This is a genomic window from Flavobacterium sp. XS2P24 (assembly GCF_030010285.1).
GTDB classification, from domain to species: Bacteria; Bacteroidota; Bacteroidia; order Flavobacteriales; family Flavobacteriaceae; genus Flavobacterium; species Flavobacterium algoritolerans.
The window spans coordinates 26,886-45,607 of record NZ_JASCRU010000024.1 but is presented as its reverse complement, the minus strand read 5'-3'; the positions used below and the strand labels follow the sequence as shown (position 1 = coordinate 45,607).

General features: G+C 34.0%; 12 protein-coding genes and 1 pseudogene. 1 reads left to right on the top strand and 12 read right to left on the bottom strand.

The window, feature by feature from the left end:
• From QLS31_RS13215 to QLS31_RS13195, 5 genes and pseudogenes are all read right to left on the bottom strand, one after another.
• The coding region (locus tag QLS31_RS13215; protein WP_282744247.1) for a DUF11 domain-containing protein at positions 1 to 441 on the bottom strand (441 nt) is incomplete at its 3' end.
• Between the two features lie 78 nt (positions 442 to 519).
• Positions 520 to 3,585, bottom strand: coding sequence for an Ig-like domain-containing protein (locus tag QLS31_RS13210; RefSeq protein WP_282744246.1), 3,066 nt, complete (start codon positions 3,583 to 3,585; stop codon positions 520 to 522).
• A 274-nt stretch (positions 3,586 to 3,859) separates the two neighbouring features.
• A pseudogene (locus tag QLS31_RS13205) lies at positions 3,860 to 4,766 on the bottom strand (IS1595 family transposase).
• 74 nt (positions 4,767 to 4,840) lie between these two features.
• Positions 4,841 to 6,892, bottom strand: a complete 2,052-nt coding sequence (locus tag QLS31_RS13200; RefSeq protein WP_282744245.1) for a hypothetical protein — start codon at positions 6,890 to 6,892, stop codon at positions 4,841 to 4,843.
• A 1,355-nt stretch (positions 6,893 to 8,247) separates the two neighbouring features.
• A complete protein-coding gene (locus QLS31_RS13195; protein ID WP_282744244.1) occupies positions 8,248 to 9,120 on the bottom strand; it encodes an AraC family transcriptional regulator in 873 nt (290 codons plus the stop codon).
• 188 nt (positions 9,121 to 9,308) lie between these two features.
• Here QLS31_RS13195 and QLS31_RS13190 point away from each other — a divergent pair, with 188 nt between their 5' ends.
• Complete coding sequence (locus QLS31_RS13190) at positions 9,309 to 9,905, top strand: hypothetical protein (protein WP_282744243.1); 597 nt, start codon at positions 9,309 to 9,311, stop codon at positions 9,903 to 9,905.
• A gap of 79 nt (positions 9,906 to 9,984) precedes the next feature.
• Here the strand turns inward: QLS31_RS13190 and QLS31_RS13185 are convergent, their stop codons facing one another.
• From QLS31_RS13185 to nuoL, 7 genes are all read right to left on the bottom strand, one after another.
• Positions 9,985 to 10,968, bottom strand: a complete 984-nt coding sequence (locus QLS31_RS13185) for a Gfo/Idh/MocA family oxidoreductase (protein WP_282744242.1) — start codon at positions 10,966 to 10,968, stop codon at positions 9,985 to 9,987.
• A 53-nt stretch (positions 10,969 to 11,021) separates the two neighbouring features.
• A complete protein-coding gene (locus QLS31_RS13180; RefSeq protein WP_282744241.1) occupies positions 11,022 to 11,738 on the bottom strand; it encodes a DsbA family oxidoreductase in 717 nt (238 codons plus the stop codon).
• Positions 11,739 to 11,994: 256 nt separating this feature from the next.
• Positions 11,995 to 12,204, bottom strand: coding sequence for a hypothetical protein (locus tag QLS31_RS13175; RefSeq protein ID WP_282744240.1), 210 nt, complete (start codon positions 12,202 to 12,204; stop codon positions 11,995 to 11,997).
• A gap of 1 nt (position 12,205) precedes the next feature.
• The gene (locus QLS31_RS13170) at positions 12,206 to 13,786 is read right to left on the bottom strand and encodes an anti-phage dCTP deaminase (RefSeq protein WP_282744239.1); all 1,581 of its coding nucleotides are present in this window, start codon (positions 13,784 to 13,786) and stop codon (positions 12,206 to 12,208) included.
• A 217-nt stretch (positions 13,787 to 14,003) separates the two neighbouring features.
• On the bottom strand, positions 14,004 to 15,374 hold the full coding sequence (locus QLS31_RS13165) for an NADH-quinone oxidoreductase subunit N (RefSeq protein WP_282744238.1): 1,371 nt from the start codon (positions 15,372 to 15,374) through the stop codon (positions 14,004 to 14,006).
• 12 nt (positions 15,375 to 15,386) lie between these two features.
• Positions 15,387 to 16,829, bottom strand: coding sequence for an NADH-quinone oxidoreductase subunit M (locus QLS31_RS13160; protein ID WP_282744237.1), 1,443 nt, complete (start codon positions 16,827 to 16,829; stop codon positions 15,387 to 15,389).
• Positions 16,830 to 16,838: 9 nt separating this feature from the next.
• Positions 16,839 to 18,722: an NADH-quinone oxidoreductase subunit L gene (gene nuoL / locus QLS31_RS13155; protein WP_282744236.1), complete on the bottom strand. Its 1,884-nt coding sequence runs from the start codon at positions 18,720 to 18,722 to the stop codon at positions 16,839 to 16,841.

Below are 18,722 nucleotides of genomic sequence, written 5' to 3'. Positions count from 1 at the left end.
TGTTGCTGTATTAGCATAACTGCCTGTTGCGTTTACCGTAGCGGTGATGTTTAAAGTTGCACTTGCTCCATTGGCTAAGGTGCCTACACTCCACACTCCTGTACCACTAGTGTACGTGCCTGTTGATGCGGTTGAACTTACAAAAGTATAACCTGCTGGAAGTGCATCGGTAACAGAAACTCCCGTTGCTGAACTTGGTCCGGCATTGCTCGCTGTTAAGGTGAAGATGACATTGCTGCCTACGTTTGGTGTAGGGTTATCTACTGTTTTAGCTACGCTTACATTGGATTGTGGAACCGGTATTGGTGTAATGCTCGAAGTGTTATTTGCTGGGGTTGGGTCGGCTTCTGTTGCACTAATCGTAGCTACATTGGTGTAAGTTTGAGCTTGTATTGATTGTGCAAGAAAAAGAATTATAAAATAAAATAGAATTTTTTTCATTATTTAATGATTTAATAATTTTTTTGTTAACAGAATTTTAAAATAACAAAGTCTATATCGTTGTTGTATTGGCATATATTATAGAGCATTAACCGTAGCGGTGATGTTTAAAGTTGCACTTGCTCCATTGGCTAAGGTGCCTACACTCCACACTCCTGTTCCACTAGTGTACGTGCCTGTTGATGCGGTTGCACTTACAAAGGTATAACCCGATGGAAGTGCATCGGTAACAGAAACTCCAGTTGCTGAACTTGGTCCGGCATTGCTTGCTGTTAAAGTGAAGATGACATTGCTGCCTACGTTTGGTGTAGGGTTGTTTACTGTTTTAGCTACGCTTACATTGGCTTGTGGAACCGGTACTGGTGTGCTAGTTGATGTATTGTTTCCTGGTGTTGGATCGGCTTCGTTGGCTGCAATAGTCGCCGTATTGGCATAACTGCCTGTTGCATTTACCGTAGCGGTGATGTTTAAAGTTGCACTTGCTCCATTGGCTAAGGTGCCTATTGACCAAATACCTGTTCCGCTTGAGTACGTCCCTGTTGATGCGGTTGCACTTACAAAGGTGTAACCCGCTGGAAGTGCATCGGTAACAGAAACTCCTGTTGCTGAACTTGGTCCGGCATTGCTCGCTGTTAAGGTGAAGATGACATTGCTACCTACGTTAGGTGTAGGGTTGTTTACTGTTTTAGCTACGCTTACATTGGCTTGTGGAACCGGTACTGGTGTACTAGTTGATGTATTATTCCCTGGTGTTGGGTCAGCTTCGTTGGCTGCAATAGTCGCTGTATTGGCATAGCTTCCTGTTGCGTTTACCGTAGCGGTGATGTTTAAAGTTGCACTTGATCCATTGGCTAAGGTGCCTACACTCCACACTCCTGTACCACTTGTGTACGTGCCTGTTGATGCGGTTGCACTTACAAAAGTATAGCCCGATGGTAACAAATCATTGACTGTTACTCCGGTTGCTGAATCTGGTCCAGCATTATTGGCTGTTAAAGTAAAAATAACATTACTACCTATGTTTGGTGTAGGGTTGTTTACTGTTTTCAATATAGACAAGTCAGCCGATGGAGTAACACAAAGTAATCTTTGATATGTTATAGATTCAACACCAAATCTGTTAGTGTTTGTTGTAATTCTAACATATCTTGTGCCAGGTTGTGTTACATTATATATAAATACATTTGGAGATGCTAAAACTCCAGCAGCAGTTGTTGTAACTGTGATTGGCGCCACAGGAAAAGTTGTATTGGTTGAGGCATCAATGGTGCCTGTTTGAATACTACCATTGTTTGTGAAAATTCTAAACTGAATTTGAGAACCAACTAATGCTTGATTACCTGCACCAAGATCTAAAACTAAAACACCATTACCATTTGATAATGACCCTAAAGCATCGGGTGCATTTAAAGCATTAGCTGTAGTTGCTGTCCAAGTTGTTGATGAAGTTACTGCAGTTGCATAAGCCGTTGTTGATGAAACAATTTGCGGTGAAACACATGGTGATGCAGTTACATTTATGGTTATTCTTGCTGTATCACACAATGGTCCGCCGTCTATTGCTGGAGTTGAATCACATATTTGATAATCTAAAATAGCTGTTCCTGAAAATCCTGAAGTTGGAGTAAATGTAACTGTCCCATCTGTATTAATACTAAATACACCACCTGCAACCGCTAAAGGTGAAGTATTAGATAATGAAGATGGATTAATATTGTTATTAAAATCTGTATCATTAAGTAAAGGATTAATTAATAATACATTTGAACTGTATGTTGAATAACTATCATCATTTGCCACTGGCGGTGCAGGTGGTGCTTTAATAATTACAGAATATGATTCAAATGATTTTCTAGAACATGCGTCAGTTACTGTAACAGAAATAACACAATTTAAATTTGCATCACCCGGATTAAGTGGTGGCGCGGTAAAATTTGTGTTTCCAGATGTAGGAGCAGAAAAAGAACCACCACAAGATGAAGTCCATTGATATGATACTGAACCACCCTGACTATCTGATGAAACAACGCTCATAGCTACAGTTTGAGATTGATTTAATTGTGATGGTGGTGGAGTATTTGCTGTAATTACAGGAGACTTACCTGAAGGAGCATCAAATGAAAAGTTCAAAAAAGCTCTTTGTGCTGCTACGTTTTCTGCTACAGTACCATTATCGTGATCATGACCACCTTCATACATTACTTTTCCTCTATTTGAATCACCAAACGCATACCCATAAGCAATTAACGCGGTTTGATTAGGAAATAAACCTGTAGGCATTTGCGGATGATCTGGATCAAAAACTGAAACTTTTGTAGAAGATCTCCAACCATTTGTGGGTACATAAATTTTTTCTGAACCAGCATTATGAGCACCATCTGAAATTCCCATATATTGCATTACAGGATCTGTTGGGTATAAAGGTGGATTATTAAATGGTGGTGTTTGAGTGTTATTATGTTGAGGATTTATAGCTCCTGAAACAGCATTGTCAAATCCATTACCAGAACCACCAGTATACTTCCAAAGCCCGTTTACTGATAAGAAATTTGTTCTTTGAGTTGCTCCGGGAAATGTATTCCCTAAATTCTCAAGCACACTCACAGCATGACAAGCTGCCCACAACCAACCAGCATTACCACCATTAGCAATTGGTGCGTTCCAATTTAACAGAGGTAATCCATGAGTAGCCCATGTAGGATCTGCATGAGGTAGTATGAATAAATCATCGCACAAATTTAATCCAGTAGGTAATGCAGACCTGTATGCCGTAACCGGTATACCGGCGTTAACCAAATAAGCAGATGCGATTGAACCATTATCTGAATCTAAAACCCATCTCGGGAAAACCTTCAATTCCTTATATATGGGTATTGTTACGGTAGTTAATGTTGTATGAATAACAACACCTTGAGCAATAAAATTGTTAATGGCAGTAACCACATTAGGTGCCGATGCATACTGAGCTTCGACCACAAAAGTTCCTCCTCTAAAGTTAATTCCATCTACTGTAAAATCAATATCATCTTTAAATTTTGTTGGATTTATTGACCATAAAACTGGTGTTTTTTGTATGTCTAATAAATTGTATACTAGTCCATAAGGCTTTAAACCGTTTGAAATTGTTTGAGGTGTTATTCCCATGTTTATAATTTTTGACCCAGGAGCTATAGTTTTAGTTTGGGAGAAAACATGAAATCCTAAAATAAAAAAAAAGAATAGTATAAAAAATTGTAAATTTTTCTTCATGAAATTTACCTTTATGTTTAAGAATCAGTTAGTCTGCAAATTTAACAATGTTACATTCCATTAATTAATGAGAATTTTTAATTTTTTTTATTCTTTAATCACTTATTACCAAAGTTAAATTAACACTGCTAATACACAAATTAAATATTTTTTGCTTGTCCGTTTTTAGTCATAATCCTGTAATGCTTGCTATTACTAACCTATCGAATAACTTTTCTTCAAAATATGTTCTACTAAGCTCGTAAACGAACTTTTTTTGGTACAGTTGCAAGATATTTGCCATTAATTTAATGACAAGTTCCTTGAAAATTTCTTTTGGTATTACTAATTGCAATATGCACCCACTTTAAAGCTTCTGTACTTGTTGCTTTATTTGATTTTTCAGTAATATGAATTTCCTCGTAATCTGCAACATCTATATATGATGTGCTTTTGTCTGTAAAAGTAATACTTTTTTGCCAAAAGGATTCCTGAATTGTTTGATTTATTAGTTCTGATGTGTTAGCTGTCAAGATCTTTGCTTTACAATACCGCATTGATTTGATTTTTTACCTGTTTCAACTTCTTCTAAAATAGTTGACTCAGCCATAATTGCAACGTTAGATTTCCCAATAGCACCATGTCCACGAATTCCTTTCTCTTGTTCTATTTCTGTAAATTCAATTGTAAAATATCCTTCATCAATCTCAATCATTCCTTCCAAAGTATAAAGAGCATCTCTATTACCCATTACTTTTCGCAACCTATGAACCATGTACCAATCGGGTCCGTATCGCTTCAATACCAATTTTTTTTGAATTTCTTTACTGGAAAATTCTTTTTTAGTTGCCGTTAATAAGAACATGGTTCTGTCCCAAATCAAAATTGATAAATTAGAGCTTTGTATTATCGTACCACTTAGTAATGATGTTCTACTTCTACATTTTTTACATTCATAACTCCATCTGCTTTTTATCCAAAAATGTTCTTTGCATCCGCTTTTACATTGGAACTTCGACTTTATCTTTCTCTTCTTTAATATGAAGTCTGCGAGATTCTTCACTCCCAAAATTTGCTGTAAATCTGAATAAATTCATCGCTTTTTTTTCATATGTAACACTTGTTATTAATTAGGATTAATTACTGATAATCAAATAGGTTTTTATTATTACTAATTAACAATTGCTGTTATTGTTAAAGTTTGACTTGCACCATTGGCGATACTTCCGACAGCCCAAACTCCTGTTCCGCTGTTATACGTACCTGTGGTTCCTGTTGAACTCACAAAAGTATATCCTGACGGCAATAAATCATTAACGTTTACACCTGTTGCTGCACTTGGTCCTGCATTACTCGCTACAATTGTGAATACAACATTGCTACCCACATTTGGGGTAGCATTGTTTACTGTTTTAACAACGCTTACATTCGCCTGTGGCACTGGTGTTGGTGTATTGGTCGAGGTATTATTCCCTAGTGTTGGATCGGCTTCATTGGCTGCTATTGTTGCTGTATTAGCATAACTGCCTGATGCATTTACTGTGGCGGTGATGTTTAAAGTTGCACTCGCTCCATTGGCTAAGGTGCCTACACTCCACACTCCTGTACCACTAGTGTACGTTCCTGTTGCTGTTGTCGCACTTACAAACGTATAGCCCGATGGAAGTGCATCGGTAACAGAAACTCCTGTTGCTGAACTTGGTCCAGCATTGCTGGCTGTTAAGGTGAAGATGACATCTGACCCTACATTTGGTGTAGCTGTACTAGAGGTTTTAGTGATTCCAACATTGGATTGTGGGTTTACTATCAAATCTGCTGATGTTGAAACAACATTCCCACACACATAATCACTTTTTGTTATAATTACTCTATAATCATAACCATTCTGTGTTAAAGTTACTCCTGTTAGATTTAAAGAAGATGTTGCTGTTCCTGAATATATTCCCGTATCTGAAATATTAGACCACACTGTACCTCCATTAGTACTTTCTTGCCATTGGTATTGAATAGTGCCTGAAAATGGAATTGTTACTGAAAAAGCAGCATTGCCATTAAAAAATGTCACCTGATTAGCAGGTTGAACTGTTATCAAATTACCAACAGTAATTACATTGGTATATGTGCCAGTGTACGAAGCAGCAATTACTGTTCCATTGGCGTTAGTAGGAGCTGGATCTGATCCTGAACCATATTGCCCGCCTCCACCATCAGCCGTTGAAGAATTATAATATTCGTTGGAATCTGAACAACCATCATTATCTGAGTCTAAATCTAAATGATTAGGTAAAGGGTCAGAATCTGAACTTGACTCATATACATCTGGAACACCATCACCATCTGCGTCGGTATAGTTGGTCACTGAACCGTCAGCATTTGCAGTATATGTGGCTGATTGTCCACTGTTATTTGTTGTATCTAAATAGTTAGGCAAACCATCACCATCTTGATCGCCATTTGGATTATTTCCACCAGCTTCAACAGAATCTAAAATACCGTCATTATCATCATCTAAATCAATAGCGTCATTTTTACCATCTCCGTCCGAATCTTGCAAGCAAACTGAATATAAAGGCAAAGTAATAGCAAAATTATTTTGATTCATATCAAATTCCTTCAGAAAACCGTTATTAGCATAATTATCAAATTCAATGCTTGAAATATCATTAAATTCAAACATTACTCTGCTGGGAGCAGCTCCTGATTCAGTGGCGGTACCAGTAGCATTAAGATCTGGTGGTGTTTTGTCAATGAGTATCCTTGTAGGATCAGCTGTACCGGCAAATCGTACTGAAGAACCACAATCCGTGGCTAAAGCTTCATTGTTGGGGCCATCAATATCATTAATAACAAATCTGAAATCGCTTACAGGTATTGGTGTTACGCCATCTGATCTTAAAAATGTAAAACGTATTCTTGATTTATTATTTGGTATTCCAGTACCTCCAGCGCCATGGGTATAAACAATATTATCTCCATTTTGTGTGAAAGTTCCTGCTTGAGGCCCCGCTATTCTCTGCGCCCTAACTCTAGCAAGCAGTGGAATAGTAGGAGAAGTAGCACTAAATAAAGCATTATTGGTACCGCTACCTGAAATTACACCTGTTATAGCTACATTTTGAAAATTTTGGGATATCCCAAAACTATAAAAGAAAATAAAAATTAAAACAAATATTTTATCAATGTACTTGATTTTTACAAATTTTAAGTTAGTAAAGTTTTTCATTTATGTAAGTTTATTAGAGCCAATATTATTAATGCCTTTTTTTGATAGATAGATAAAACAAAAGTAACCTAACTAATGTAAATTAATTACACTTAATGCCTGCAAATTGTTAAAATTTTAATTTAAACTATTTATTTTTTAAAATAGTTTGTTAAATTTGAATAAACAATAACCATATAAAATTTTGAGTGTAAAAAAATAGATTACATCTAACTTTACAACGTTTAAATGCATATTAATTTTGCTTTATTTTACAAAAAATTACCGTTTAAATAAAATACAACTATATACTTTTTCAATCGACTTCAACCTAATTTCTTTACTCGATAAAATCTAAAGCAGTTTCAGCTCTTCGTTTTATTTTCAGAAAAACCCACCTAATGATTATCGATTTTTTCAAAAAAATCATTGATTTGATTCCCATCAAAATTTTCAAATATTTTTTTAAAATATTATTTATTGTTCATCATGATGAAGGATCCACATTTCCTAAAGCTCCCTTTTGTCCAAATGAAACAACTTTTAAAGTTGCTTTACTTGACGAAGTATAAGTATTTATATTTGACTTATTACACCAAAACTTATAAAAAAAATTTGAAATCAAAAGTATTAAACTAAATTTTTTATTTTTAATATTTATTTTGCTTAAGTATTTATTATTCATAGTTGATGTGTTAATATTTTTCGAAATTATATTTTATTATCACAGATATGCATTTAAAGTATGTTATAATTTTGAAAAATAAATTTATGTTTTATGAAATAAAATAAATTTCTAGTAAAGTTGTACATACATTTTATATTTTTTACAAACCCTATGGTTTTGCATTTTTAAAATGAAAGTTTTGTTGAAAATTTAAACAAACTAAGATAAATATGATAGTATTTTTTATATTCTTAAAAATACTTTATGATGATATACCGAAAAAATTAGCACAAACTATCCTGAAATTGCTGTAATCTATATTCAAAAAAGCCTAATTTGAATCTGGATATTTTTTCTAAATCCGTTAAATATTTCCTAATGAAATCATAAAAATGAAAAAAAAAACCGAAAATACAACATTTATTATCATTTGATCTTAAAAATAATTTTAAAAATAAAAAATCGATTAAAAACATAAAAATCCGTTAAAACACATCCATTATTTCCGTATTAAAAAAATATTACTATGTATTTTTACTTTTGTAAAATAAAAAAAGCACTAAACACAGTACTTGAGAGAAATTCTTCAGCAATAAAAATCATTTTTAACGACAAAATAATTTATAGCGAGTTATCCTAAATAGTTTTTCCCATTCTGACTACTGCATAAAATTGTAGCAGAAAAAATCCAGGCACTTAAAGCTCTTATTTACTTCAGCACCGACTTCAGTTCTTGACGGTATTGCGAAGCACTTTTACCTGTAAATTCTTTGAATGATTTATTGAAGTAACTGAAATTATTAAAACCACTTTCATAACATATCTCAGAAATACTGATGGGCTTTTCAGCCAGCAATTTTGAGGCGTGAACCAAGCGGTAATCATTTACAAATTTGGTAAAGGTTTTATTAGTTATTTTTTTAAAATACCTACAAAAGGAAGGTTCCGTCATACTCACCAATTCCGAAACTTGTTCGAGCGTAATATGTTCCTGAAAATTATCTTTTACATAATTAAAAACAGCATTGATGCGGTCATTATCCTGCATTTGCATTTCCATCGAAAATCCATCGGCATTCAAAACGGTAGATTCTTTGGACAGTTCCAACTCATTCAGAATACTCAACATGGTCAACAGTCTTTCAAAATGCGACTGTTCTTCCATCGATTCTATTTTCTTTCCGATATTTCTTTTAGTTTCACCTTCAAAAGCAATTCCGGCTTTGGCTTGACTAAAAAGATTCCTAATATTGGTCATTTCGGAAATATCAAAAAATCCATTCCCCAAGAAATCCGGTTTCATCTGTATGACCGTTTCATTTTTGTTTCCGGTTTCTTCATTGGTAAACCCACAATGGGGTAAATTACTTCCTATCAGAATCAAATCACCATCGGTATAATATGAAATATGACTTCCTATCTGGCGTTTTCCAGAACCCCCATTAACAAAAACCAGTTCTATTTCAGGATGATAATGCCACAAGTGTGCTTTGCTGTTGGTATTTTCAACATATTTCGAAAAAGAAAAAGAACTCCCAAAGGATGGAGCAATAATTTCAAAAGCTGGTGGTATAATTTTCATACGAATACGTATTTAGAATTAGCACAAAATTATCGAAAATAGACACTCGATTAACTTTTTTAACCTTAATCGATTTCGTAAAAGGTAAAATAGCACACAAAATAGAAAATTCAGCACTACTCATACTGAATAGGTTAGGCTAATTTAGCATCAGATAAATATCATTATAAATCTAAAAAATTACAATTATGAAAAAGATTTTAAAATTTAGTTTAGTGTTAGCAGCAATAGTATTGACTGCCGTACAAGCACATGCAGGAAACGCAGATTTTTCACTGGATTTAATAAAAGAAGAAGGAAAAACTGTAAGTTTTAGTTTGAAAGAGATTAAGAAAATTGATTTGTCTATTTATGACACCAATGACGGTTTGATCTATCAGGAAAAAGTAACTTCTGAAGATAACATCAACAGAACATACGATTTGACTGCTTTGCCAGACGGAATCTACTTCTTGAAAGCAGAAAGTGCTCTTAAAATTTCAAAGTATAAAATTGAGGTAGTAGGTAACAAAGCAAAATTGTCTGCCAATGCTATTTCTGAAGTGTACAAACCAGTTGTGGTAAACAAAAACGGAATCGTTACTGTTAATGTTTTAAACCTTGAAAAAGTTCCGGTTACTGTTGCTGTTTACAACTCAGATCAAACTGAAGTGTATAAAGAAACTTTAACTGCTAATCTTTATGTAGGTAAAATATTTGACTTGAGTAGCGCTCATAACGGTAAATATACGTTTGAGATAACCTACAATGGTAAAACATTTAGCGAAACAGTTGCTACCAAATAGTGATTAAATAAATTGTAGTAATTATGAGGCTGTCTTTATTAGACAGCCTTTTTTTTGGGTTTTAAACAATTGAAAAACACTAAAGATTCCCAATAATCTTATCCATAACCCAGCTCGTATGAGCTCCTGTTAAACCTGTAGAAGGGTGTTTACTGTTCCCCAAAAGGTCTTCTCGCATTTGCTGAACATGATACAACTGTATGTTTTCAGGATGTTCAATGAATACCTCAGTTTGCCTCGCTTCGTTCGAAAGTACCAGAGGATCATTTTCAAATACAGAAAATGTTATTTTTCCTTTACTCCCAAAAATCTCCACTTTATCTTCACGTTCATAGCAACCAAAATTCCAACTTCCTGAGCCGGTAATTCCTGACTCATGCAACCAACAGGCAGTCGCTGCATCTTTAGCCGAATAGAATCCTTGTTGATTGAGACTTAATCCGGAGACCTCTTTTATATTTCCTAATAAATGTGTGAATAAATCCAGACCGTGACTTGCTAAATCATCAAAATAACCGCCTGTAGCAATCGTGGCATCAGTTCGCCAATTGTATTCTCCAGATAAATCTTTAGCATTTGCCGATTTACTCAAATGCCATCTTATGTGCCTGATTTCACCAATGCAACCTGTATCTAACCACGTTTTCACTTGTTCAAAACGAGGTAATGTCCGACGGTAATAGGCAACAAACAAAGGAATATTTTTTTCTTGAAAAGCATTATAAATATCTAGACTGTCTTGGTAATTTGGAGCCAAAGGTTTTTCGATACAGCATATCTTTCCGACTTCGGCCACCTTCAGTCCGTAAAACTTATGAACATCCGGAGGCGTAGCAATGTAAATCGCATCAATCTCAGGATCATTAATCAAATCATCAGCATTCGTGTAATACTTACTAATTCCGTGTCTTTTAGCATAATCTGCAGCTTTATCCGTATCTCTTCGCATTACTGCAACCACTTCAAAGCCATCAGTTTTCTGGTATGCAGGACCACTTTTCAGTTCGGTAACATTTCCACATCCCAATATTCCCCAACGGATTACTTTTGTACTTTCACTCATAATTACTGATTTTTTATTGCTTCTGAGAATTTAGAATAAAAAGGTTTATAGTTTTAATCACAACCATCGATTCCGCAGCTGTCTCCATCGGTAGCATTTAATAGCGTTACTTTTGAATCAAACTTTCCTTCTTCCCATACTTTCTCTAGTGTTTTCACAAATGTTTCAACATGTTGCGCACCCGAAATAGCATATTTATTATCGAAAACAAAGAAAGGAACCCCTTGAACACGGATAGATTGTGCTGCTGCAATGTCCTGCTGTACTTCATTTTTATAAGCATCAGAATGCAATACTTCATCAATCGCTTCAGCATTCAGTCCTACTTCCAGTCCCAATGCCTTCAATGTATTCAAATCATTAATATTCTTACCATCGGTCAAATAGGCTTTGAACAGTAATTCCTCTAAATCATTTGCCATATTATACTTTTTCGCCAAATGCAACAAGCGATGCGCATGTAATGAATTGGCCATAATCGCTTTTTCAAAATGAAAATCCAAACCTGAATTTTTAGCATTCTGGGTCATATTGTCAAGCATCTCTTGAGCCCAATCAGTATCTTTTCTATATTTTTCTGCCAAATGCTCTACCATATTGTCCTCGGGAGAAGCAACAAAGCCAGCGTCTAGCTGAAAGCTTTTCCATTCAATTTGAACTGCATCTTTATGTTCAAAATTTTGTAGCGCACCTTCAATTCTTCTTTTTCCAATATAACAAAACGGACACATGATATCCGACCAAATTTGTATTTTTAATGTATTTGCCATCTTTCTTTATTTAGTAAACGATTAAATCATTTGTATATACAAATTTAATAAAAGTAGTTTGGAATCAATTCGATATTGTGCTTTTATTAGGAATTGATAGATAGGTAATTGTTCAAAATAATTTATAAATACAACTTATAAAGGAAAGGTCAGAGATAATTGCACAGTTTTATCAATGAAGTTGTATATTACAAACAATTTGAGTAACTGATAAATTCTGTAGCAAAAAAACACCTCAATTTAAGAGGTGTTTTGATTAAAATGACTTAGTTAATTTTAGAACTAAATTTGAATAGTCAGTTTGACCTTTGTCTGAAGATTTATAATCAGACAATGAAATAATCCTTGAACTTTCGATTCCAGGTTGATTAGCTTTTTGATTTACTATAGGATTATTCGAAAACTCTAAAGAGAATTGGGTGTTTTTTGATTGGATTTTAACTTCGTTTTTTTTGTCTTTTTCCATATTAATCAATTTTTAATAATCCACATTGCTCTAGAGAATGAATTGCTTGAGCTTCTAAAGTAGGTAATGCTTGAAGTGATTTTGATACTTTAGGAGTTATTGTTTTGAAATTTTTCTTAATCATTCTTCCTGATTTGTCTTTCCTCTCTGTAAAGTTAGTGAAAAAGTTTAGATATTTTCTAGGTGCTACTCCATCAAATATTAAAATTCTAACTTTATCTTTACTATTCTCATCTTCAGTTATTGCATCATTGTGCAAAGTTAGACATAAACTTTTAATGTATGGTTCAATATAATATACTTCTTTTATGCCTGCAGCAATTATATGTTTTGCACAATTATGACAAGGGTATGTTGTACAAAATAACTTCCCATTTACCATTTTGCTTCCGGATAATTGACTTCCTGTAATTATAGCATGCATTTCAGCATGAACTGAACGAGAAAATTCTATCAAATCTTTAATCTTAGAAAACCTTAATTTTGAAGTAAACAGATTAATCTTTTTAAGATCAACAAACCCTTTTTCATCATTAAAAATCGTACTTAACTCAATATCGCTTTTTAATGTTTCTACAATACTCTCTACAAGAATATCTTTCTGTGCGTCATTACTACAAAGGCCAGTTGTTATGCATCTTGAATCACTCATATCCCCTTCGGTATACAAATTTCCACCAAATTTAGGTACGTCATTCCACCCAGTAGAAATTAAATTTCCTTTTTTAGTTGTAATTGCTGCGCCAACTTGTCTTGATAGACATGCTGAATTTCCCGCTGCTGATTTTGCAGCATACATTGCAATCTCGTCAGCTGTAGGAGTGACGATTGAACTTTCAAAAATTAGATTTAGATATCTCTTAATTTTATCATCTAACTTATCTAAATTTTCATTAGAAACTCTTAAAAAGAAATCTCCTTCAGTAAATGTTCCTCTTACGTTTTGACCATAGCTTATATTATCATAATCATCAGTTTCAACAATATTTTTTATTTCCGATGGCGATAAATCTTTTTCTCTCAAATTTGTTTCTCTCTCATCTTGTGGTGAGAATATGCTAAATTGATAAAAGTTATCAGTGTAAATTTGTCTCAGTAGTAAAAGTTCTTCTATATTTTTGATCGAATTAAATATAAAACATATCCTTCTGCTCTTATATTCTTCTGGTTTTGGTATAGCTTCTAAAGTTTTTGTTTGGCTTATTCGGGCATTATGTATATCTTTTATTGCAAGTTCAACTAAAACCGATTTATTATTATATTTTGACCTTATAGCGTTACCCTCATCAATTTTATAGACTAATTTAGAATAAGCCTCAGTTTTTCCAGCTCTTTGCGCATATTCTTGTGTTTTATATTTTTCAATATAATCAGTTAATTTTAAAATTTGAATTTCGTAATTATAAGTTTCTTTTAAGATTTTTGTTATTGACGATATAACATTATCTTTCATTGAACCTATTGGTGCACATATTCCTAAAAATAATTCTTCTGTGTATGTGTTTTTTACCTTTTCTCTGGTAGTTTTACCCTTTTTATCTTCCTCATTAGGAATAAGAACGTTTAATTTTGTTTGCTCCATATCTTCAAAAAGATTATTATAATATTTTCAACAAACATAAGCTAATTAATAATTTCAAAGCACATTCATTTGCTAATCATTTTAATATTTACACTAAAAATATAAACCTAATCACATAAACTTACAATACGTGCTCATTCCTATTATACCAATGTCCAATAAAAAAAACCATCAAAATTGCTCTTGATGGTTTTCTGTATATTTAAAAAACTTTGGTTTATGCCAATAAATCCAACACAAATGAAGGGTACAAACCTAATGCAATATTCAATACAATTGCTATAACAGCAACAGCATAAATAATAACCGGAGTTCCTTTTCGTTCTTCATTTGGTTCTTTCGTGTATATCGCCAAAATTAATTTGAAGTAGTAACCAACGCTTATAATGGAATTTACTACAGCTACAATTACTAAAGCCAAGTAACCCGCTTGAATCGTTTGATTGAACAAAACCAACTTAGCAAAGAATCCGGCAAAAATTGGAATACCAGCCATAGAAAGTAAAGCTGCCGTAAGAATGGCTGCTAATAATGGATTTGTTTTTCCTAATCCGTGGAAATTAACCACATCTTCGTTGTCTCTATTTTTACAAACGTATAAAATCACACTAAAAGCTGCGATTCCTGATAAAGAATACGCTGAGGCATAATACAACAAACTTCCTGCTGATGTAGACAAACTCAATAAAGTCATCAACATAAAACCAGCATGAGAAACCCCTGAAAAAGCCAACATACGTTTTACATTCGTTTGTCTCAATGCCATAATATTACCAACTGTCATCGAAGCCATAGAAATCACGACTACAATAATTTTGAATGACTCTGAAACATCTGCATTCATAACAGATAATAATTTGTACAAAGTCGCCATCGCAACTACTTTCGCTAAAGTGCTCATTAATGCCGTTGTCAACGCTGGAGAACCTTCGTAAACGTCCGGTGCCCAGAAATGAAATGGAACTGCAGCAACTTTAAATAACATTCCGATTGTTACCAATACAATTCCTATTGGAAACCAAACCGGCAATTCAGCTGATTGTGATAATTCACTGATTTCAGTAACATCAAAACTTCCCATGGCTCCGTAAATTAAACAGATACCAAACAGAATGATTCCCGAAGCAAAAGATCCCATCAAGAAATATTTCATTCCAGCTTCGTTACTTTTTAAATTCATACGATCACTTGCCGCAAGAATATAAAGCGCAATTGATAATACTTCAATTCCTAAAAAGAACATTGCTAAGTTCCCAAAAGAAACCATCGCCACTGCTCCTGCCAATAAAAATATTTTTATGGCAATATAATCAGAGATTTTAGATTGATGATTTTCGTAAAAGTTATGTCCTAAGGCCACTAAGAAAATGGTAAGCACAATAAACAAAGACGAAAAAGTACTAGAAAATTTACTCACAACAATCATGTTATTGTAGTAACTCTCCGTAGAATTAAATTCAGATATAGTTAAACCCAAGACTCCCAATAATCCTAGTATTGTTATAGGAACAATGGCTTTCCTTAAATTAAAAATTTCAAATAAAAGGCATAAAACACCTAATCCTATTATAGCTATTAATGTATTCATTTTTTATTTGACTTAGTTAATTCGGTTTATTTGAGTTAAAATTTCTTCCAGACTTGGAGTAATCAGATCGGTAATTGGTTTTGGATACATCCCAAAAAAGAATAAAACACCAATTATAAGTACCAATGTTATTCCTTCATTGATCGTTACATCAGCAAAAACTTTAGAATTGGTTTCTCCCAACATTGCATGTTGAAACATTTTCAACATATAATACGCTCCTAAAATTATGGTAGTTCCTCCTAAAATGGCAAACCAAATATTAATTTGTGAAAGACTGTATAAAACGGTGAATTCTCCAATAAAGTTAAAAGTAGTAGGCAAAGCAACAGATGCCAATACCAAAATCAAAAACATCGAAGTGAATTTTGGTGATTGTGTACGAATGCCGCCCATTTCAGCAATCGCTCTGGTCTCGTATCTTCTGAAAATAATTTCAGCTGCATAAAACAATCCAACAACTACAAATCCGTGTGCAATCATTTGTAAAACTGCTCCACGCAATCCGTCTAATGTCAAAGTGTAGGTTCCGGCTGCAATCAAACCAACGTGAGCCAAAGAAGAATACGCTAATAATTTCTTTAAATCTTTTTGTTTCAATGCTACGATAGATCCGTAAATGACACCTGCAATTCCAAGTCCTATGAAAATATACATGTATTCTTTGGCTGCCAATGGCGCCAATGGCAATTGCCAACGGATAACACTGTACAATCCCATTTTTAGCATGATACCAGACAAAAGCATTGTCCCAACAGTTGGTGCTTTTTGATACACATTTGCTTGCCAAGTGTGAAAAGGAATTAATGGAATCTTAATGGCATACGCCAAGAAGAAAGCCAAGAATATCCACAATTGTTCCGTTGCTGATAAGTTCAACTTGTATAAAACTTCTAATAAAAGACTTCCTGCTTTTTGATACATGTAAATAAAAGCAACCAACATAAATAAAGAACCTGCAAGTGTGTAGATAAAGAATTTAACTACCGCTTTTTTGCGTTCTTCAGTATCTCCGTTACCCCAAATTAAGGCAATAAAGTAAATAGGAATCAATGCTAATTCCCAGAAAATATAATACAACAAACCATCTGATGCCAAGAAAGTTCCTGCCATTGCAAACGCCATAAACAAGATTAAAGCATAAAATGATTTTGAATTTTTATAGTCATTTCCAAAAGAGGAAAATATAATTATTGGAGTCAAAACTGTGGTCAATAACAGCATTGCCATTGATAATCCATCTGCTTTTAGAGCAAAAGAAATATTAGGCTGCGTAATCCACTGGTTGATGAAACTGATATTTTCACCTAAATTATAGTGATTTAATAATACAATAGAAGCGCCTGCAGCAGCTAATCCAAAGAACAAAGCCACTTTTGAAGCCAGTTTATCGCCTGCAAGAAAAGTTGCAAACGCACCAACCAAAAGTATAATTAATATTAGAGATACATTCATAGTATAAGATTATTGAGCTAAAAATAAATAAGAAACAATGGCACAAAGCCCTAATACGAAAACAAAAAGATAAAGACCAATGCTTCCATTTTGTATTTTCTTTCCTTGGTAACTTATTTCGTTGGTAACTTTTCCGAATCCAAAAACTAAAGCTGACAAACCAGTTTCTACAGTGTCTCTGAAAAAACGAGACAAGAAATTAATTGGTTTAACAAAAATAGCGTCATAAAATTCATCAACATAATATTTATTGTAAAGCACTTTAGAAAATCCTGTAATTTCAGCATCTTCAGTCGGAACTGTATTTTGTTTGATGTATTTGGCGTAAGCAATACCAATTCCTACTAATCCACCCACAACAGCAATGGCCATCAAGATATATTCAGTAGTTCCTAAATGGTGTTCAGCGGTTGCTAATTTTGGTAAAATTGGAATCAGATAATGATTCAACCAACTGTTTCCTGGTAAACTAATCAAACCACCGATAGTTGCCAAAATTGCTAAAACAATCAAAGGAATAGTAATCAAAGAAGGACTTTCGTGCAAATGATGTTTTTGTTCTGCGGTTCCTCTGAATTCTTGGAAGAACGTTAAAAACATCAAACGGAACATATAAAAAGCAGTCATTATAGAAGCAACCGAAGCCACAACCCATAACGGAATATTATGATGGAAAGCCACTAATAAGATTTCGTCTTTCGAGAAAAACCCAGAGAATAATGGAACTCCTGAAATTGCTAAAGAAGCAATCAACATTGTTGCAAAAGTAATTGGCATCGCTTTTTTCAAACCACCCATGTTTCGCATGTCTTGTTCTCCGTGCAAAGCATGAATTACAGAACCTGAACCCAAGAACAAACAAGCTTTGAAGAAAGCGTGCGTGATTACGTGGAAAACAGCCACTTCATAAGCGCCTAAACCTAAAGCCAAAAACATTAACCCTAATTGAGAAACGGTAGAATAAGCCAATACTTTCTTGATATCATTTTGAACCAAACCAATGGTTGCAGCAACTAAAGCAGTAACAGCTCCAACAATTGCAATTATAGATTGTACATCTGGAGTTAAATCAAATAAGAAATTCAATCTTGTAATCATAAATATCCCTGCAGTTACCATTGTAGCTGCGTGAATCAATGCAGAAACTGGTGTTGGACCTGCCATCGCATCCGGTAACCAAGTATACAATGGAATTTGTGCTGATTTACCACAAGCTCCAATAAATAAAGCGAAAGCAGCAACAGAAAGCCAATACATATCAAGATTCGTTGCACCAGCGATAGCCGTTTTTAAAGTAGCGTAATCTAAAGTCGAGAATAAATTTCCAAGAATGAAAATCCCCACTAACAACCCTAAATCACCAATACGGTTCATGATGAATGCTTTCTTTGCAGCGTCATTGTACTCTTGGTTTTTATGCCAAAATCCAATTAACAGATACGAACAAAGACCAACGCCTTCCCAACCGATGAACAACACTAATAAGTTACTTCCTATTACCAAAGTAATCATGAAGAATATAAACAGATTCAAATACGCGAAAAACTTGTGCATATTTTCATCATCGTGCATGTAACTGATCGAATACAAATGAATCAAAGACCCAATTCCAGTTACGAAAAGCAACCACAAAATGGATAATTGATCCAATTGAAATCCAAAATCAACATTGAAATTACTGATTTGGATCCAATCAAAAAGTGAAATACAAATTCCTTCCGGTTGCGCTGCAATTCCACTAAAGAAATAAGCAGTTGCAATAAAAGAAACTATCACTGAAAGTGTACCGATTATTCCTGAAAGTGATTTCCCAAGGCTTTTGCCAAAGAAAACATTGATTAAAAATCCTAAAAAAGGAGCGAGAACTAAAACTAAAGCTATATTGGTATTCAT